Raw genomic sequence first — 19,171 nt, forward strand, 5'->3', positions numbered from 1 at the left:
GAGGAATTAATATGGTGATACGAGATAGTTCTGTAATAAATGGATATGGTTTAGGTTTTAAAAAGTTAAATCAGTTAATTAGAGAGAAAATTGAATCAGGCCAGGAGTATTTTCAGCTGGAGGGCATTAATGGTCAGCGGTATATAGGAAGTGGATTAGGCAAAGATATTGAGATGGAGATTAATGGGCTGGCTGGCAATGATCTGGCTGCTTTTGCTGATGGAGTTATGATCAGGGTTAATGACAGTGTTCAGGATTGTGTCGGTAATACTATGAATGCTGGTAAAATAATAATAGATGGTCATGCCGGGGATTTGCCTGGATATTCTCAGAGAGGAGGCAGCATTTATATCAATGGTGATGCCGGCTATCGGGCTGGGATTCATATGAAAGGTTTTAAGGATAAACAGCCGTTACTTATTATTGGAGGTAAGGCCGGAGATTTTACTGGAGAATATATGGCTGGAGGCAGAATAATTGTTTTAGGAGTTGGGCTGGAGAAAGCGGGGTCAAATTTGATTGGTGATCAACTTGCTCCAGGAATGCATGGAGGTCAGATATTTATAAGAGGCAAATTAAGTTCTGATGATTTAGGACCTGAGATAAAACTTGCAGAATTGAATCAAGGGGATTTGGAGTTTTTAGAAAGGGAAATTGAGAATTTTAAAGATTATTTTAATTATAAGAGTCTAAAGTTAGATTTAAATAGTTTTAGTAAGATTATCCCGAACTCAAATAGACCCTATGGAAATATGTATGTATAAAAAAAGTCCTGGAATTAAATTTCCAGGACCTTTATTTTTGGTTATTTAATAAAGTCTTAAGTAGTTATCCAGCTCCCATTGATGTACTTCAGCTTTGTATGTAGACCATTCAGCCTGCTTGGCTTGAAGAAATTTATTAAGAACATGATTGCCAAGAGCTTCTTTGATAATATCATCTTCAAGTAAAAGGTTTACTGCCTCCATGATGTCACCTGGAAGACTTTTAATATTTTGTTCTTCTTTTTCAGAGCTGGTCATACAGTAGATATCTTCCGTGACTTCAGCTGGTGGTTCTATCTTATTTTTTATACCATCAAGCCCTGCCTTTAACATTACAGCTGTGGCCAGATACGGGTTGGCTGAAGGGTCAGGGTTTCTTAATTCCAGTCTTGAACCTTCGCCATGACAGTCAGGAATTCTAATTAATGCACTCCTATTTGAACTTGACCAGGCAACATAAACAGGTGCTTCATAGCCAGGTACCAGCCGTTTGTAAGAGTTAATTGTAGGGTTGGTAATGGCTGTTAAGGCCCGGGCATGTTTTATCAGGCCGCCGATATAGTAATAGGCTATATCGCTTAAATAAAGATCATCATCAGAATCATAAAAAGCATTCTGGCCATTACTGAAAAGTGACTGGTGAACATGCATGCCTGAACCATTTTCTCCAGCGATTGGTTTTGGCATGAAGGTAGCGTGAAGATTTTCCTGGCTGGCAATAGTTTTAGTAACAAACTTGAAGGTACAGATATTATCGGCTGTTCTTAAGGCATCTTCATATTTAAAGTCTATTTCATGTTGGCCAGGGGCTACTTCATGATGGGAAGCTTCAATTTCAAAGCCCATTTTTTCAAGTGCCAGAATTATATTTCTTCTTGTATCCTGAGCCTGATCCATTGGAGAAAGATCGAAATAACCACCATCATCATTAGGGATAGTTGTTGGATTGCTGTTTTCATCGTATTCAAAAAGAAAGAACTCTGGTTCTGGACCGACTTTCATGGTATAACCCATTTCTTTGGCTTCTTCTAAAACTTTTTTTAATATATATCTGGGGTCACCAACAAAGGGACTGCCATCAGGACAATAGACATCGCAGATTAGCCTTGCTACTGCTCCATTTTCTTCAGGGCGCCAGGGGAAGAGACTGAATGTATCTGGATCAGGCCTTAAATACATATCTGATTCCTGGATTCTAGTAAAACCGTCGATTGAAGAACCATCGAACATAATCTCGCCATTGAGAGCATCTTCTAATTGATCGATTGTAATTGCAACATTTTTAACTGTTCCAAGAATATCACTGAACTGAAGTCTAATAAATTTTACGCCTTCTCTGTCTGCTAACTTTAGAACATCTTCTTTTGTCATTTTACTCATCTTAATTCCTCCTCAATTCTTATATCACTTATAGTTATTATATTAACATGTTAAAGCATTGAGATTAGAAAGTAAATGAATTTTTGGGTTAGATACATGTATACAGGAATATTTATAATAATATTTATGCAGGAACTTTTTGTTTTATAGAGAATAATAAATTATACCTATTAAAAAGCAAATGATCTTTTAGAATATTATATAAATAAAATTTGATTGGGGTGGAGCCTGTGAAAAAGTTAGTATTAGTTTTCTGTATAATACTTACACTTACATTAATCTTTGCTGGAGATCTACAGGCAGCAGATTTTGGTCTTTTTGATGATTATCAGTTCATGGCCGGGGCTATGTATACCAGACCGGAAATGTCCGGGTTTACTGAGTTTTTTGAGGGAGAATATGGAGCAATGGCTGATGAAAATCAGGTATTTGCAGATTTGCTGGATAATTTTAATGGCGAAGATTTTGAAGGTGCTGAAATGTCTGGCTATTCATTTAGGTATAATACTGATTATCCCTCTGGTCCAATGGATTCTTTTGGGGTTTATTTGAACTTGATTAATTCAACGGAGTTTGGTTATAGGGCTTTATTGAACTATGATCTATTTAGATTGGATTTTAATGCCAGGGGGAATAATGAGCTTAGTGTGAAGTTTGATGGAGATTTTGAAAATTATAATGAAGCTGAACTTATTTATGAGAATAGCTCAGAAATAGATGTTGAAATGCTGATCCATTCTTTTGGGGCCGAGTATCATTTTCCGTTCTTTTCTGGAATAGATAATCAGTTACCTGATTTACTCAGGTTTTTTAATTTTAATGTAGGGGGAGCCTATTACTGGGGATATGGTGAGATGACCTCCAGTGAATATAAACTTGAGCAACTGATTGGAGAAGATAGCTATGGTGATCCAGTCGACAGAAGATATGAAAGTTCAAGTGAAAACAGTTATGATTTGACACTGGCAGGTAGCCCTGGTTATAAAGTTGGGGTAGGTTTTGATTATCCTTTGCAGCAGGGTATGATGGTTTCTGCAGGTGTCAATTATAGGGTTTTGGAAATGGATATTGAAACCTCTGGAAATGGTGATGAAATTATCGGTGATATGACAGAAGATTTTAGTGGATTAGAGATGAAGCTAGGGTTATTTTATCAGTTTTAAAGTTTTTAAACTTAATTATATTTTTTTATTCCAGTCCTGGGTGATTTAGGGCTGGATTTTTATTGCGCAATTAATATTTATTCGTATATAATGAAAAAAATAAAGTTTTTGCAGGACATTTAACTTATATAGAGAATATTATGTTACATATATTTTTTTATAGTGATTTGTGATAAATATTGTCATGAGAGTTATTATGGCAATATTTATCGGTGCAATGTATACAGCAGAGTATCCAGCATATTCTATAATACCTCTATTAATTATGGGAAAACTTCAAAGGAGGTGGTTGGAGAATCAGGTCAGGGTGTAAGTTAATTAGTCAGGTCAGTTTGGAAGTATTGTGCAGGCAGAATCACCTTGAAAATTAAATTAAAAGGGGTGCACAATAATGCTAAAAGCAAAAAATATTTTAATGATTGGCCTGTTGAGTGTGATTATTGTGGTTGGGTTTGGCCTGGCTGGGTTTGCAGAAGAAGTTCCTTATGGTGGTTGGTTGGATAGAATAGTAGCCGAAGAGGAAGCATCGACAGCTGCTGGTGTTACTAAACTTGGAACTGGAGATCTGGGGGTTTATGCTGATACTATTACTGAAATAGATATTTATGAAATGATACTTGATAATCCAGAAATTTTATATGCAGAATCTTTTGGTTCATATAATGAGCTTTCCTTTAACCCTTCAGGTCCTATATTTGAAGAGACTGGTAAATTAAATCCATTTGCAGTGCCTAGAGTTAGAGAGGCGATGAACTGGTTGGTCGATAGAGAATATATGGCCGCAGAGATATTCGGTGGTATGGCTGTTCCTCGACTATTTCCGATTACTTCAGCTTTCCCTGATTATGCTAATATGATCGAAAAAGTAAGGGAGCTAGAGGTTCTATATAGTCATGATCCAGATAGAGCTGAAGCTGTAATTACTGAAGAGATGTTAGAATTAGGTGCGGAAAAGGTAAATGATATCTGGCATTATGAAGGTGAACCAGTTGAAATTAGCATTTTAATTAGAACAGAAGATGAAAGAACAGAGGTTGGAGATTATGTTGGCACCTTGCTTGAACAGATTGGATTTAGAGTTGAGCGAAGATATGCAACTGCTGCTGAAGCTTCACCTATCTGGTTGACTGGTAATCCTGCAGCAGGAGACTTCCATATTTATACAGGTGGCTGGATTACAACTGTTGTAGATAGAGACCAGTCTACTAACTGGGAGTTTTTCTATACAGATCGTGGCCTTGGAGTCCCATTATGGCAGGCATATGAACCAACTGAAGAATTTAATACTGCCACTCTTCGCTTAGCCCAGCGTGATTTTTCAACTATGGAAGAACGGGCTGAATTAATGGCTATGAATATGGAATTAGGTTTAGAGGATAGTGTCAGGATCTGGCTGGTTGATCGGCTTGCTGTTAATCCTTACCGTTATGACGTTCAGTTAACAACTGATCTGGCAGGAGGTATTTCTGGATCTTATCTCTGGTCCCATACGATCAGAAAAGTTGATGAGGTTGGTGGTCAGGTCAATATTGGTCTACCATCAGTTTTGCCAGAGCCATGGAATCCTTTAGATGGAAGTAACTGGATCTTTGATATGATGCTTATTCGGTCTACTGGTGAATTAGGCTATATGTGGGATCCATATACTGGCCTCCATCACCCAAATATGTTTGAATCTGCTAAAGTTGTAATCGAAGAAGGTCTGCCAGTTACCAAAACTCTGGACTGGGTTGAGCTAGAATTTGTTGAAGGTGGGACACCAGTACCTGAGGATGCCTGGGCGGACTGGGATCCTGTTGAGCAGAGATTTATAACTGTTGGTGAAAAGTATCCAGATGGTGTAAATGCCCGTCGGGCTGTAACTACAATTTATCCTGAAAGACTCCAGGAAAATTTAAGATGGCATGATGGTAGTCCATTTACAGCGGCAGATATTGTCTGGTTCTATATTATGGAATTTGATAGAGCCTTTGAAGAGAGTGACTTCTTTGATCAGGCCCAGGTCACAACCTATCAGTCATTGATGGATACTTTAAGGGGTATAAAAGTTATCGATGGAGATCCGATTCAGGTTGAATATTATTCAGATCTCTACTATCTTGATGCTGAGCATTTTATACCTTCTGGGTTCCCATATTATGATCAGGGTCCAGGAGCCTGGCATAGTTTAGCTGTTGGTTATTTTGCTGAAGTTGCTGAAGAAGTAGCCTTCTCATCAAGTAAAGCTGATCTCCTTGAAGTCGAGCATCTCAATATGGTTGGTGGGCCAAGTCTTGAGATTTTACAACGACATTTAAATAGGGCTATAGAAGAGAGTATAATTCCTTATGAGAATACCCTTTCTGAATTTATCTCTGAAGAAGAGGCCTATGAGAGATATCAAAATCTTTATGAATGGTATCAGGATAAAGGCCATTTCTGGGTAGGAACAGGACCTTATTATCTAGATGCTGTCTATCCAGTAGAGGGTATTGTAGAATTGGCTAGAAATGAAGACTATATGTACCCTGCTGATCGCTGGGATATTTTTGTTGAGCCAATAATTCCAGAAGTTGATATTACAGGACCTGGTGCTATTAGAATCGGTTCAGAATTTACAATTGATATCAATATAACCTTTGATGGCGAGCCTTACTCTCGTGAAGATTTAGATACAATTATACTTTTAATCTTCGATGAAAATAATCGTCTGGTTGAGACGTTAGATGCTGTTTACGTTGGTGAGGGTTATTATCAGGTAGAAGTTGGAGAAGAGATTACTTCTAGACTGGCATCTGGTACAACTTTAGTTGAAGCAGTTGTTACTTCCAGACTTGTCGCGCTGCCTTCAATGGAATCCCTATCAATTGTAACTTTCAGATCTGGTAATTAATTGCCTGTTTCTTGAAATATTAGTCCCTGGCTGCAGAGAAATTTAAATCTCTGCAGCCTCTTATAATTATTTTGAAGGGGGTGTGGAGATGGATCATAAATTAGATGATCCTGATATTCAGGAACAGGAAATTGATATTAAAGAAAAAGTTAAAAGAAAAAGTAATTTAGGTAGAATTATTAAATATTTTGGATTTAGACTGCTGGCCCTATTTATTACAGTTGTTATTGCAATTTATATTTTAATTTTAATAGCCAATATGGGAGGGGCAGTAGATAATATTAGAATGGGACAGATAAGAGAATCTGTTGGTATGACAATGATGGGTATGTCATCTGAAATGGCTGAGTGGCCCCTTGAGCGGAGAAGAGAATTTGAACAGACTCTGGTAGACCAGGAAATTGAGCGCCTGGGTCTAGACCAGCCCTTTATTATAAGAAGTTTTTATTATCTCTGGGATGCTATAACTTTAGATTTAGGCAGGGCTGAAAGGATGACAAGTGATGCCGGTTCCAGAAGAGTCCAGTTGATAATACTTGAGCGATTACCTCCGACATTAATGCTGATGATGTCTTACTTTTTATTAATGTTCTTTATGGCTTTATTTTTTGCATTATTTTTGTCCCGGCGTTACGGAAGTAAGTTAGATAGGATGGTTGTATTACTGGCACCAAGTTCAGCTGCCCCAGGATGGTTTTATGGGATCTTTTTGATCCTGATTTTTGCAGTTGTTTTAGGTTGGCTTCCATACGGTGGGATGGTTGAAGCACCGCCGCCTAGAGAAACCCACCTTTATGCATTAAGCGTTATTCGACATCTTATCTTACCTGTAGCTTCTTTAATTATGGGGGCATTCTTTATAAATGTTTACAATTGGAGAACCTTCTTTTTGATCTATTCCAGTGAGGATTACGTTGAAATGGCTAAGGCTAAAGGTTTAACAGATCGCTCGATTGAGAGAAAATATATTCTCCGGCCTACTCTGCCACCGATTATAACTTCATTTGCCCTGAGTATGATTGTTATGTGGATGGGTGCTGTTATTTTAGAGCAGATTTTTAACTGGCCTGGGTTAGGTAGAATGCTTTTTGAAGCTATTGGTCTTTTCGATGTACCAGTAATAGTCGGGGGTAATGTTATTTATGCCTATCTTCTGGCTGCCACTGTGTTTGTGCTGGATATTATCTATGCAGTCCTTGACCCTAGAGTTAAAGTCGGTATAGGTTCAGGAGGCGATGACTGATGCGGTTGAGAAAATATTTAAGTCAGATAAGAAGGTATCCATCAGTAATTATAGGTTTATTTATAATTGGACTGCTCATCTTCACTGCAATTGCAGCGGTTATTATTATTCCTTATGAAGAAGCTATAATTCTCTGGAGAGGCGGCGATATGTGGGCTGAGAGTCCGAGGAATGCAAGACCTCTCTATGTTGACTGGTTTACTAGAGGTAATCTGCCTAGAACTGAGATACTTGATTCTAGAGATTTTCCTGCAAATAAAACGAAAGAGTCTTTAAATGGAGTTTATCAGTTTGAAATAATGCTTCCCTTAAATTATCAATATGACGGATTTCCTAAAGAAATGAATTTATTTTTTGAGGCTGATTTTGCTGAAGTTAGGCCAAATATTGCAATTGAGGTTTTAACTCCTGATGGTCGTCAGTATAAGACTAGTGATATTTCAATAACCAGAGATTCAGTTATAAGAATGGAGCAGAGAACTGAATTAAGGAGACAGATGGGTAATCAGTCGCCCAGGTTTGGGATCTTTGCTGATCCTGAACAGGAAGAACGAAATGTATTAAAAGGAGAGTATCAGTTTATTATCAGTGGATATCTTTTTGGTACAGAAGATGATATAGATTTGCGGCTGGTTTCATATGGACAAGTTCATGGATTTGGTGGGACAGACCATCGCCGAAGGGATTTAGGAGTTGCATTGCTCTGGGGTACTCCTGTTGCTTTGATGTTTGGGGTGCTGGCTGCTGTTGGGGCTAATATCACAACTTTTATTATTTCTGCTATCGGTGTCTGGTATGGTGGACTTGTTGATTCAGCAATTCAGCGTGTAACTGAGGTGAATATGATTATACCAACATTACCATTATTAATTTTAATTGGTATGTTTTATTCCAGAAGTCTCTGGGTGATGCTGGCAGTTGTAATTATAAAAGGAGTTTTTGGGCCGGCTATTAAAACCTACAGAGCGATGTTTTTACAGGTTAAAGAGTTACCTTTTATTGAAGCAGCAGAAGCCTATGGGACCAGCAATCGAAGAATTATTTTCTTTTATATGCTTCCTAAAATTATTCCAACATTGATTCCTCAGTTTGTTACTGTAATTCCAACCTTTGTTTTTCTTGAAGCGTCTCTAGCTGTATTAGGTTTAGGTGATCCTGTATTGCCGACCTGGGGCAAAATGTTAAATGATGCTTTAAGTGAAGGGGCACTATTTATGGGGCATTTCTACTGGGTGCTACAGCCAGCAATCCTTCTGATTTTTACCGGGCTAGGTTTTGCCATGACAGGTTTTGCCCTGGATAGAATTTTGAATCCAAGGCTAAGGAGGCGATGATATGGCTCAAGATAATCTGCTGGTAGTTGAAAATATGCACCTATATTTTAAAACCAGGAATGGTATTGTTCAGGCAGTTGATAATGTGAGCTTTAATCTGGAACGGGGAAAGAGCATGGTAATAGTAGGTGAGTCTGGTTGCGGGAAGACGTCCTTAGGCCGGGCAATCTTAAGACTTCTGCCTGAGAATGTCTGTAGATATGATGGTCGCTGTCTGTTAAATGGAGAAGACATAATGGAATTAAGTGATGAGGACTTTAGAAAAATGATCCGCTGGAAAAAAGCTGCTCTTGTACCTCAATCATCAATGAACTCTTTAAATCCAGTTATAAAAGTTTCTGAACAGGTGGCTGAACCAGTTCTGCTTCATAGTCTTGTTGATGATAAAGATGAGGCTTTAAAGCGGGCAGCAGCTGCTTTTAAAAAAGTTGGAATTCCAGTAGATTTTCTTGGGCGTTATCCCTTTGAACTGAGTGGTGGGATGAGACAGAGGGTGGCAATTGCGACTTCTTTGATAACTGATCCAGATTTTATTGTTCTGGATGAGCCTACCTCGGCTCTTGATGTTTTGACCCAGGCCAATATAATGAATGTTTTAACTAGACTAAAACAGCAGATAGATATTAGTTTTATATTGATAACCCATGATGTTAGCACATCCAGTGAAATAGCTGATATGGCCGCAATAATGTATGCTGGCCAGATAGTCGAATTTACTGATGCTAGAACATTCTTTGGGAAACCACTCCATCCCTATTCTGAGAGATTAATGGAGAGTGTACCGACACTTGAAGCTGATGATAAGCTTGGTTATATTCCAGGTCAGCCGCCAAGTCTAATTAATCCACCAACTGGCTGTCGCTTTGCTGACCGCTGTAATGAGAGATTCGAACTCTGCAGTCAGGACCCTCCAGAATTTGTGGTGGAAGGCGGCAGGATGGTAAAATGCTGGCTATATAAAGAGAGTGGTGAGCGCTATGTCAGTTAATAAAAATGAAGTTTTATTAGAGGCCCATGATTTAAGGACCTGGTTTGAGATTAAGAAATGGGGCTTTCTTCATGTTGGTTTTGTTAGGGCAGTCGATGGTGTTAATTTTAAACTTCATAGAGGTGAGTCAATTTCTCTGGTTGGTGAATCAGGCTGTGGCAAGAGCAGTCTGGCCAAGACTATAATCGGGATCAACCGGCCAACTGATGGCGAGTTGGTATTTGAGGGTAAATCTATTAAGGCTGCCAGTGATGGGGATATGAGTGAGTATAAATCGGAGGTAGGTTTTGTTCAGCAGGATCCTTATGGAGCACTGCCGCCTTTTATGACTATTCAGAGAATACTTGAAGAACCGATGATTGTTAATGGGATTAAGGATAAAGCAGAGCGGCAATTCAGACTAGAAGAGGTTATGACTGAATTAAAGCTGACGCCTATCGTTGATTTTTTAGATAAATATCCCCATATGTTAAGTGGTGGTCAGCAGCAGAGAATTGTTATTGCCAGGTCGCTAGTGCTTAATCCTAAATTGATAATGGCTGATGAGCCTGTTTCGATGCTTGATGCTTCAGTTAGAGTTGAAATTTTAGAACTCTTTAGAAAGATACAGTCTAAACGTGAACTTGCAATTATTTATATTACACATGATTTATCTACTGTCAGGTATTTTTCTGAGAGAATCTGGGTTATGTATGGTGGTAAAATCGTTGAGCAGTCGCCGGTGCGGGAACTTTTGCTGGAACCGGCTCATCCCTATACAAGGGCTTTACTTGCTGCTATTTCAGAGCCAGATGCCAGCAATATTGATAAATTTAAAAAGGTGCCACCTGGGGAGCCGCCAAGTCTTTTAAATCCCCCTGCTGGCTGCAGATTTCATCCCCGGTGTGAGTATATGATTGCAGGGTTATGTGATAAAAAGGAGCCGCCAGATTTTGAGCTGGCTGACAATAGAATTACTGCCTGCTGGCTCTTTAAAGATAAGGAGGATGCCAGTGATGTTGCGATTTAAAAGTTCCAGGATGATTATTTTAGGTCTTATTTTAATTGTTGCTGGCTGGTTGTTGGTCTTTGCCATGGTAATTAATCTTGTAAAAGAAACTTTTCTTTTAAGTTTTGTCGGTTATGGGCTGGGTTTAGCTGGTTTCTTTATTGGTTTTATGGCTATCTCCTATCACTGGAACTTAATAAAGGACAGACAGGACAAAAAGCAATTGAGGGATTACGAAGATAATGAGTAGTTAGAAGCTATATTTTAACTGAGGACTTTTCTATCTTAATTGTTTGAAATTTTGGAGATTAAAACTGGGGGCCTTAAGAGGTCTCCATTTCTTATTTAGATATGCTGCTTTTTTTATTAGTTAAAATCTGTTAAAATTAATGCAGGACTATATATAAAAATAAATTAATAATAGAGAGGATACTGATATATGGAGAAAAGTAAAACTAATGGCAGGAAATCTTTGAAGATAATTATTACACTGGTATTTCTGGCGGCATTACTGGTGGTTTTGAATTTTGCTCTAGGATCAATCATTGCCAGGAATTTTCGGGATGGTTTGCAGGAATCACTAGGCGATGATATTTATCTGACCAGAGGAAGTTTTACGGCTAATCCGGCAATGAGATCTCTGGAAGGTGAAGGAATAGAGGTGTATGGCCGGACTGGTAGAGTGACAGCTGATATGTTGGATATTTCAATGAGCTTTCAGGATATGATAGCTTTAGTCTGGGGGGAAAATATTGATGATGATTTTCTCAATACTAAAGATTTAAAGTTATCACTCTTTGGTGTACGTTTAGAGGATAATGATCAGAATCTTTTACTTGCCATGGAACAGTTTGATATGGATTATACAGGTAACGCAGATCTTGAACAGGAACATCTTGATTTTGAGGCTGGAATAAGGGTTAGCCAGATTGATTTAAATCCTGTAAGAAGTAATTTGATTGAATCTGGTGAAGCCGATGAGATTCAATCAATGGTCGGGATTGACGTTGAAGAGTTAAACCTGATTAATATTGTAATGAGGGTAAGCAGTCAGGATTTCTTCCCTGAGGGAATGGAAGAGAGATATGAGTTCAAGATTAACCAGCTTGATTTTGAGACTAATTATCTGGATTTGTTTTCAGAGTTTGATCTAGCCTATCATCTTGAATCAGAAGAAATAGAAGTTTTTGATTCTAGAATTGAGATTGAATTTGCCAGTCAGGAGTTACGACAGGCAATTCAGTTTTTTGCTATGATTTCTGGGGTTCAGCTTAATTTTGAAAATGATCGCTTGATCCTTGAATTTGAGGGCAGATATTAAGGTTGACAGACAGGAGGGGTTTATTATAGACGCTATCAATAACTTTACTGGCGGTGTAATACCGTTAATTTACAGGCAGTATTTAAGGTTTTCTGGCTTGATTTCAGATAAGGTTATTAATAAACCCTTTCAGGTTGTTTCTGTTCCAGTTGAGTTGATTCAGGAGAGTATTAGTCCTTATCCTGAGTATTATCTTGACTGGCTTGAAAATGAGCGACTGGTTGAGACTCCAGATGTTGAAACTGTGAGGAAGAAGAAGGTTCTCTGCCAGGATGATATCAGATTTGCCGGGAAGATAGCTGATGGTGACTGGGATCTGGCCAGACAGGATATAGAATCTATGATCAGCTATATTGCTTTTAAGGAAAGGTTCTTTGATGGTCTGGCCTGGGAAGATACTGTCTATTACAGATTTCTGGAAGAAAAAGCTGCAATTGCCAGGGCTCAAAATTTAGAGCTGCCATTTCCTGATAATTTTGATAAACCGAGAACTCCAGATTATTATTTTGATTATTATCTAGGAAAGCTTAAATACTGGGAAGAGTTATATTATGAGATCAAGGGGTTTGGATATAAGAACCAGGCTACTGGCAATAGTTTTCCCAGGTCCCTCCATTCCAGCAAGGCTATCTATGAGGGTCTGGCTGAGAATGAGATTGAAATAGCTGTAGCCAGGGGTGGGGAATTGCTTTTTGTAGATGGACGCCATCGCTTTGTAATTGCCAAGTTGCTCGGGGTTAAGAATATACCGGTAATAGTTAATCTCTGGCACAGGGAATTTATTGAGAAATTTAGAGCTGAATCTGGTCAGGAGAAATTGACTCCCTCTGTTATAATGAACTGGCTCTTGGGGAATATTAAAGTTTAGGTTATTCAAATATAAGCACCTGCTGCTTAATGTGATATAAATCAAAACATTAATCTTATAATATGTTACAATTAAAGTAGAGTTATAAACTAAAGATTAGTGTTATGCTTTAAATATCAAGAATTTAAAAAAAGCAGGTGATTAGTAATGATTGAGATTTATACAAGACCAACCAAACCATATAGCAAGCTGGCCAAGGCAATCTTTGAAAGCAGAGGCTGTTCTTATGAAGAGTATGATATAGATGATAGAAGAATTTACAGAGAGATGCTTGAAAGGACTGGAGGAGCAAAGACTGCACCTCAGATTTTTATTGATGACAATCATGTCGGTGATTATGACGATCTGGTTGCTGAAACGATTTCTGGCCGGCTGGATGAAAGGTTGGATATTGAGCAGGATATCTATTCTGAGAACTGGGATTTAGCTGTAATTGGAGCTGGTCCTGCTGGAATCAATGCTGGCCTTTATGCTGCCAGGCGTGGTTTAAAGACAGTTTTACTGGCCACAAATATGGGTGGTCAGATGTTAGGAGCAGGTAATGTTGAGAATTACCCTGGTGAGCATAGTATCCAGAGCGATGAGCTGATGGAGACTTTCTGGCATCAACTTTTAAATTATGAGATTGAGATAAAGCTTGGAGAGAAGGCTAAGGGGATAACTGGAGATGACAATCAAGTTGCAGTGGAACTTGCTGGCGGTAAAGAGTTAACGGCCAGGGCTGTGATTGTTGCAACCGGGAGCAAATATAGAAAGTTGAATGTTCAGGGTGAGCAGAAATTTACAGGCAAAGGCATTCATCACTGTGTAATCTGTGAGGGAGATAGATATTCCGGTCAGCCAGTTGCTGTTGTAGGTGGCGGTAATTCAGGGATGGAGGCTGCTTTAGATCTGGCTGAATTAGGTTGTGATGTAAAGTTGATTGATATTCATGAGCGGCTTGGTGGCGAGGATATTCTGGTTGAAAAGATTCACAGTGAGCCTGGTATAGAGGTTTACCCGGAGGCTTCAATTATCAGAATTTTAGGCGGGGAAAGGGTTGAAGCTGTTGAGCTTAAGGATTTAAATACCGGCCATCATGACAAGATTGATGTAAATGCTGTCTTTACTAAAATTGGTCTGGTCCCTAATACTGATTTTCTTGAGGGGACTATAGAGCTTAATGATAGAGATGAGATAGTTATTGATGAGAAGAATCAGACCAGCCTGGTAAGGGTCTGGGCTGCTGGTGATGTTACTAATATCAGGGATAAACAGATAATTGTGGCCGCTGCTGAAGGAGCAAAAGCTGCTCTGCGGGTTAATGAGGAACTTTAATTTGATGAGATAGGGCTGGAATAAGCTTGAATGAAAGGAAGAGATGATGTTTGCTGATAAATTGAAGAGTGTGAGATTTGCATGGGTCTTTTTAATTGCTTTGATGGTGCTGGCTATATCTGGTTTCGATATAGCTGGTGTTGAGGCTGCCGGGATTTCAGAGGAGGTTATATCGGAATTGGAAATCGGCATGGCCGAATCTGATCTGCTGGAGCTAGCAGGTGAGCCTGCTTACAGTGCTCCGACTGGTTATGGATATGAATGGCTGGTCTATAATCAGGATTATGCCAATTATTTTCAGATTGGAGTGGCAGATGGCCAGGTTGTGGCCATTTACAGTAATTCTTTTAATTGGGATTATCAGGGTGTTGAGATTGGTACTGATATTGATAGTTTTAGATCGGCAGTTGATGCTGGCAGGCAATTAGAATTTGAATACAATAATACGACGATTACTTTGAGCCCACCTGATGGGGCGGAAAATTCTATTTTTTTACTTTATGACCCTGGGTCAGAGTCTGTTGTTCATTATTTTATAGATGTTCACAGGGAGCGCTTGACATCTATTCTGGTCTCCGATGTTGAAACGACGATGGCTGCAAGTAATTTGAATTATAATATCAGCTGGGTCAGAGGTTCCAGGCCTGATTTTGAGCCTGAAGAGATCAGTGATTCGGAACAGGAAGAAGTAGATTATTATACTGGCAAGCAGTTTCAGGATCTGGTTAATTCTGTCCGGGTTAGAAATGGGATTCAGAGGCTGGGCTGGTATGGGGCTGCAGCTGAAGTTGCCATTGAGCATTCCCAGGACATGTATTATAATGGTTTTTTCTCTCATCAGTCTCCGACGACTGGTAGTCCTGGAGATAGAGTTCAGGCTGCTGGTATAGATTATCGTTATTTGCTAGAGAATCTCTCTTATGGCTATACCGGAGCAATTTTTGCCCATGAGGGTCTGATGAATAGTTATGGGCATCGGCAGAATATTCTCGATCCTGATGTTAATGCGATTGGTGCTGGTGCTTATCAGAGTGAGGCCTATACTCAGTTGTTTTTGAGATTGGATTAGCCTGGGTTTAGATTGGATAGAAGTAGGAAGGGTAATGGGAGGGGTAATGGATAAAAACTAATTGAAATTTATGAAGGTATTTTCAAGTTGTTGTCGAATTAAGTATTATAGAAGATTTAATTTTAACTGGGGGGAGGCTGAAGAATGGGGAAGGCTCTGGAAGTTTATAGTCTGGGTAATTTTAAAATTCGACGGGGCAATGAAATAATTACAGAAAATATTCATAAGTTAAGTAAACGCTGGGAATTGCTGCAATATTTAATTGTTCATTCAAATAGAGAAGTTTCCAGAGATGAGCTGATTATGGTTCTTCGGCTACATAATAATGATGATCCTGAGGGGGCATTAACTGCGCTGGTTTATCGCCTTCGAAAACTTATAAATAATGGTGATGACTCTGATTATATTAAAACACTGGGTTCGGCATATTCTTTTAATCATGAGCTTGAATACTGGTTTGATGCTGAAGAGTTTGCTATTCTTTGTAATGAGACTGTAGAGTTCATTAATGAAGATTCGACAGATTCTATTGATACTTTTGATAGGGCTTTAAATCTTTATAAAGGCGATTTTCTTCAGGAAGCTAAGTCTGACGAGTGGATCTGGAGTACAAGGAATCATTATCGGGATATTTTAGTTGATACTATGCTTAAGATGGATGATTTTCTCAGGAGTAAAGCTGAATATGAAAAGGCTCTTGTTTTTTATGATAAATTGAATGAATTTGTCTTTTTTGATGAAATGATTATTAAAGGTCTTATACAGACGATGGTTGATGCTGGAAGGTACAGTCAGGCTAAAAAGAAATATGATGAGATTATAAAATTGTATGAAGAAAATGGTTTAAGGGTACATCCAGAACTTGAGGGGATGGCTAATAATCTTAATGCGAATAGGAGTGAATCTCTTCAGGATGTTTTAGATGAAATAAATAATAGCAATCGTAAGGGTCTGGCTTATTTAACAGACTCGGATAATTTTATTAGATTATATAATTTAGAAAAACATAGAACAGAGAGAACCGGGATACCCAGGATGGTAGTTCATATTAGGCTGGTCTCTGAAAATGGATTTGAAGATACTGAAAAATTAGAGGATAAAATGCTTGATCTTTTAATTCGCCATTTAAGGAGTGGCGATATTGTTTGCCGCTGGGATGAGAATCATTTTATTATTCTTTTATTGGATATAGAGAATAAGGATGTTGATACTGTGATTGCTCGGATTGAAAATGCTTTTATTGCCAGGTATGGAATACCAGAGGGTGTAAGGCTGGAGGAAAGAAGTTTTAAGCTAGGGGATTAAATTTTTAATTTAATATTGTGGCTGCAGAGTCTGTAGGATTAATTTCCTGCAGACTCTTTTTTTTATGCAATAAATTTTTATGTCATTCTAGAATCATTCACTTTTTCCGCTTGAATATATATAATTCAATTATAAATATAAATAAATTTGGCTCTCTTATAAATGGGGTGTAAAAATGGAGAAAGCTACTTTGAAAGAAATAAAACCTATCATGGAGAAGCTGAATACCAGGAAGGATAACAATGTCTATATTTCTGATATAGATACTTTTAAGATGGCTTATAACCTCGAAAAGAAAAGGGCAAAAAGGAGTAGGCCATCAGCATACTTGCTGTACTTAAGAGTTATTGGAGAAGGTTTGAGCGAGGATGAATTGGAAATGATTTCAGATAGAATTATATCTATTTTAAATAATAAATTGCGTTCCGGTGATGTAGCATCTAAATATGAAGTTAATAATTTTTTGATTTTAGTTAATAATACAGAAGAGAAAAAGATGAAGTTATTAATCGAAAGGATTAATTACTTTTTTTATAATAAATCTAATTTGAAACAGCGGTCTCCCTGGATTGAAATATTTAAAAAGAGTGGACTTGTTTGGGATTATAAAAAGATAAAATCTGAAATGAATAGATGAATTCAGGGGAAAGTAGAGTAGATCTTTTAATTTAAAGAGGAGGCGAGTAAATTGAAGAAAAAACATGTTAGTGTCTTAATTATTGCATTGGTGGCCTTTTTGATTTTTGGCGGTCAGGCAAATGCTCAAATACTTGTTACAGATTATGGTCAGATAATTCCTTATTTCGGAGTCAGTTATAATACCTTTGATCTTAATTCTGAAGATTTTACTTTTCTGTTGATGGATAAGTTTTATGATGATATTGAAGATTTGGATGAGTTTGGTGATTATTATGATATTGATCAGACAGTTAATAGTGGTATTGGTCTTTATGTAGGTGCTCTTCACTGGTTTGATGCTGAAGAGTATGAGAATATGGCTTTAGGTGCTGAATTTGATTGGATTAATACAGTTGAGATGAGCAAAGATGATGTAAGTATTACAGTGTCAAACATGGGTTTTTTGTTTAATAAAGCTTATAGGTTTGAGGATTCTGAAAATAAATTTCCTGGATATATTGACTTTATTAGTGGTATTGGAGTATATAGATCGAGTTTTACTATGAGAGATAGAGTTGGAGATTTTTATTATGAAGATACTTTCTGGGTACCTGGGGGAAAATTTGCTCTGCAAGGCGCTTATCTTTTTGAAGAACAGGATATAAGCCTGGGAGGAAGAGTAGGATTCCGTTATGGTCGCGCCAGTAGCGAAGGAAATTTAACCTATACAGATAATGGTTTTGAAGTTGGTTTACAGGTGAGTTTTAGGTTTTAATTAAAAGAGAATGGAGGAGATTATTTTGAAAAAATATAAATTAGTTATTTTTATGGCTTCGTTGGTTCTTATAGTCGCTGTACTGGCTGGTTGTACCTCAAGTAACCCTGTTGCTGAGGAGCTTGCTAAGCAGAGGGCGGCTTTGATAATAGGAGAATTTGATGAGATTCACACTATAACTGTAAATGGAACTGAGATTAATCCAGATGAAGATGGTAATTGGAAAGATTTATTTGAGGTTGGTAGTGAAGTCAGATTAGTTGTTGATCCAGCTCCTGGCTGGGAGTTTCTTGGTTGGGATTTTGATGAGAATGCCAATGAGTTAGAAACAACAATAGTAATGTTTGATGATAATACAAGGATTACACCTACTTTTAATGATGGACTTGTTGATGTTGGTGCTGAAGGTTTGGATATGGAAATGGAAACTCAGCCTGGTAATACAGTTGTTGGAGAAAATATTGAAGGTCCACCGGCTGTAATTATAAGTAATAATCAGGGACCAGTTGAAGGTGTTGAAGTTACAGTGAGTATTGAATCTGATCTTGATTTAGATGGTACAATGGTTCAGACCACTGATGAAAATGGTATCGCAACCTTTGATGACCTGGTTATTGATCAGGTTGGTGAAGGGTATGTGTTAGTTTTTGAGGCAGAATTTGCTGATATTCCTTTGAGAGTTGACTCTGAGGCTTTTGATGTGGTAGAGGAAGAATTAGATGTATATACTTTGACCATGGAAGAGCCTAAAGGGGAAGGTACAGTAACTCCTGATGTTGGAGACCATGAATTTAATGATGGTACGGTAGTAGAATTGAAGGCTGTGCCGTCTCGTGGAGAATTTGATGGCGTTTTTGCTAGTAATGAAGATCAGGGGAATGTAGAATCTAATGAAATACGTATCCCAATGTGGAGGTTTAGCCACTGGGAAGGCGATGTTGAAAATAGAGAATCAGCTGAAACGACAATAACTATGGATGCCGATAAAACTGTAAGAGCAATTTTTGTTGAAGATGAAGAGATAGTTGATCCAGAAACATTTGATGTTACTTTTGTAGTAGTTGATGGAGATGGTAATCCAATAGCAGGAGCAGAAGTAGAGCTTGGTCCATTAACTCCACAGACTACAGGTGAAGATGGCAAGACTGTATTTGCAAATGTACCTG

The 19,171-nt window shown here is 38.1% G+C and carries 17 protein-coding genes; 16 read left to right on the top strand and 1 reads right to left on the bottom strand.

Annotated features, from left to right (window positions below):
- Positions 1 to 11 precede the first annotated feature (11 nt).
- Positions 12 to 764, top strand: a complete 753-nt coding sequence (locus I0Q91_RS07770; RefSeq protein WP_270453887.1) for a GltB/FmdC/FwdC-like GXGXG domain-containing protein — start codon at positions 12 to 14, stop codon at positions 762 to 764.
- A gap of 45 nt (positions 765 to 809) precedes the next feature.
- Here I0Q91_RS07770 and glnA read toward each other — a convergent pair whose 3' ends face one another.
- Positions 810 to 2,144, bottom strand: coding sequence for a type I glutamate--ammonia ligase (gene glnA / locus I0Q91_RS07775; RefSeq protein WP_270453888.1), 1,335 nt, complete (start codon positions 2,142 to 2,144; stop codon positions 810 to 812).
- Positions 2,145 to 2,374: 230 nt separating this feature from the next.
- Here glnA and I0Q91_RS07780 point away from each other — a divergent pair, with 230 nt between their 5' ends.
- The 15 genes from I0Q91_RS07780 to I0Q91_RS07850 form a co-directional block, all read left to right on the top strand.
- Entirely contained in the window at positions 2,375 to 3,307 is a 933-nt protein-coding gene (locus I0Q91_RS07780; RefSeq protein WP_270453889.1) for a hypothetical protein, read from the top strand.
- A gap of 391 nt (positions 3,308 to 3,698) precedes the next feature.
- Positions 3,699 to 6,179, top strand: a complete 2,481-nt coding sequence (locus I0Q91_RS07785) for an ABC transporter substrate-binding protein (RefSeq protein WP_270453890.1) — start codon at positions 3,699 to 3,701, stop codon at positions 6,177 to 6,179.
- Positions 6,180 to 6,267: 88 nt separating this feature from the next.
- Positions 6,268 to 7,422 (top strand): ABC transporter permease, encoded by a 1,155-nt coding sequence (locus I0Q91_RS07790; RefSeq protein WP_270453891.1) that lies wholly within the window; start codon positions 6,268 to 6,270, stop codon positions 7,420 to 7,422.
- Positions 7,422 to 8,756 (top strand): ABC transporter permease, encoded by a 1,335-nt coding sequence (locus tag I0Q91_RS07795; RefSeq protein ID WP_270453892.1) that lies wholly within the window; start codon positions 7,422 to 7,424, stop codon positions 8,754 to 8,756. Before I0Q91_RS07790 ends, I0Q91_RS07795 begins: the two co-directional genes overlap by 1 nt.
- Position 8,757: 1 nt before the next feature.
- Positions 8,758 to 9,744 (top strand): ABC transporter ATP-binding protein, encoded by a 987-nt coding sequence (locus I0Q91_RS07800; RefSeq protein WP_270453893.1) that lies wholly within the window; start codon positions 8,758 to 8,760, stop codon positions 9,742 to 9,744.
- Positions 9,734 to 10,753 carry an ABC transporter ATP-binding protein gene (locus tag I0Q91_RS07805; RefSeq protein WP_270453894.1) on the top strand — a complete coding sequence of 340 codons (1,020 nt, stop codon included), beginning with the start codon at positions 9,734 to 9,736 and terminating at the stop codon, positions 10,751 to 10,753. Before I0Q91_RS07800 ends, I0Q91_RS07805 begins: the two co-directional genes overlap by 11 nt.
- On the top strand, positions 10,740 to 10,982 hold the full coding sequence (locus I0Q91_RS07810; protein WP_270453895.1) for a hypothetical protein: 243 nt from the start codon (positions 10,740 to 10,742) through the stop codon (positions 10,980 to 10,982). The genes I0Q91_RS07805 and I0Q91_RS07810 overlap by 14 nt, the downstream gene beginning before the upstream one ends.
- 189 nt (positions 10,983 to 11,171) lie before the next feature.
- Positions 11,172 to 12,053 carry a hypothetical protein gene (locus I0Q91_RS07815; protein ID WP_270453896.1) on the top strand — a complete coding sequence of 294 codons (882 nt, stop codon included), beginning with the start codon at positions 11,172 to 11,174 and terminating at the stop codon, positions 12,051 to 12,053.
- Positions 12,037 to 12,921 carry a ParB N-terminal domain-containing protein gene (locus I0Q91_RS07820; RefSeq protein ID WP_270453897.1) on the top strand — a complete coding sequence of 295 codons (885 nt, stop codon included), beginning with the start codon at positions 12,037 to 12,039 and terminating at the stop codon, positions 12,919 to 12,921. The genes I0Q91_RS07815 and I0Q91_RS07820 overlap by 17 nt, the downstream gene beginning before the upstream one ends.
- A 147-nt stretch (positions 12,922 to 13,068) precedes the next feature.
- Positions 13,069 to 14,238, top strand: a complete 1,170-nt coding sequence (locus I0Q91_RS07825; protein ID WP_270453898.1) for an FAD-dependent oxidoreductase — start codon at positions 13,069 to 13,071, stop codon at positions 14,236 to 14,238.
- Positions 14,239 to 14,284: 46 nt separating this feature from the next.
- Positions 14,285 to 15,307 (top strand): CAP domain-containing protein, encoded by a 1,023-nt coding sequence (locus I0Q91_RS07830; RefSeq protein ID WP_270453899.1) that lies wholly within the window; start codon positions 14,285 to 14,287, stop codon positions 15,305 to 15,307.
- A 144-nt stretch (positions 15,308 to 15,451) separates the two neighbouring features.
- A complete protein-coding gene (locus I0Q91_RS07835) occupies positions 15,452 to 16,612 on the top strand; it encodes a winged helix-turn-helix domain-containing protein (RefSeq protein ID WP_270453900.1) in 1,161 nt (386 codons plus the stop codon).
- Between the two features lie 175 nt (positions 16,613 to 16,787).
- A complete protein-coding gene (locus I0Q91_RS07840) occupies positions 16,788 to 17,249 on the top strand; it encodes a hypothetical protein (RefSeq protein WP_270453901.1) in 462 nt (153 codons plus the stop codon).
- Between the two features lie 51 nt (positions 17,250 to 17,300).
- Positions 17,301 to 18,005, top strand: a complete 705-nt coding sequence (locus I0Q91_RS07845) for a hypothetical protein (protein ID WP_270453902.1) — start codon at positions 17,301 to 17,303, stop codon at positions 18,003 to 18,005.
- Positions 18,006 to 18,030: 25 nt separating this feature from the next.
- Positions 18,031 to 19,171, top strand: a 1,141-nt coding sequence (locus I0Q91_RS07850) for an InlB B-repeat-containing protein (protein WP_270453903.1), incomplete at its 3' end; no start/stop codon positions are given.

The sequence above is a fragment of the Halonatronomonas betaini genome (genome assembly GCF_015666175.1).
Lineage (GTDB): Bacteria > Bacillota > Halanaerobiia > Halanaerobiales > Halarsenatibacteraceae > Halonatronomonas > Halonatronomonas betaini.

Excerpts from the sequence above, each read along its gene's own strand:
- I0Q91_RS07830 (WP_270453899.1), top strand. The coding sequence starts at position 14,285 with ATGTTTGCTGATAAATTGAAGAGTGTGAGATTTGCATGGGTCTTTTTA.
- I0Q91_RS07835 (WP_270453900.1), top strand. The coding sequence starts at position 15,452 with ATGGGGAAGGCTCTGGAAGTTTATAGTCTGGGTAATTTTAAAATTCGA.
- I0Q91_RS07785 (WP_270453890.1), top strand. The coding sequence starts at position 3,699 with ATGCTAAAAGCAAAAAATATTTTAATGATTGGCCTGTTGAGTGTGATT.
- I0Q91_RS07805 (WP_270453894.1), top strand. The coding sequence starts at position 9,734 with ATGTCAGTTAATAAAAATGAAGTTTTATTAGAGGCCCATGATTTAAGG.
- I0Q91_RS07770 (WP_270453887.1), top strand. The coding sequence starts at position 12 with ATGGTGATACGAGATAGTTCTGTAATAAATGGATATGGTTTAGGTTTT.
- I0Q91_RS07790 (WP_270453891.1), top strand. The coding sequence starts at position 6,268 with ATGGATCATAAATTAGATGATCCTGATATTCAGGAACAGGAAATTGAT.
- glnA (WP_270453888.1), bottom strand. The coding sequence starts at position 2,144 with ATGAGTAAAATGACAAAAGAAGATGTTCTAAAGTTAGCAGACAGAGAA.
- I0Q91_RS07810 (WP_270453895.1), top strand. The coding sequence starts at position 10,740 with ATGTTGCGATTTAAAAGTTCCAGGATGATTATTTTAGGTCTTATTTTA.
- I0Q91_RS07815 (WP_270453896.1), top strand. The coding sequence starts at position 11,172 with ATGGAGAAAAGTAAAACTAATGGCAGGAAATCTTTGAAGATAATTATT.
- I0Q91_RS07825 (WP_270453898.1), top strand. The coding sequence starts at position 13,069 with ATGATTGAGATTTATACAAGACCAACCAAACCATATAGCAAGCTGGCC.
- I0Q91_RS07795 (WP_270453892.1), top strand. The coding sequence starts at position 7,422 with ATGCGGTTGAGAAAATATTTAAGTCAGATAAGAAGGTATCCATCAGTA.
- I0Q91_RS07800 (WP_270453893.1), top strand. The coding sequence starts at position 8,758 with ATGGCTCAAGATAATCTGCTGGTAGTTGAAAATATGCACCTATATTTT.
- I0Q91_RS07840 (WP_270453901.1), top strand. The coding sequence starts at position 16,788 with ATGGAGAAAGCTACTTTGAAAGAAATAAAACCTATCATGGAGAAGCTG.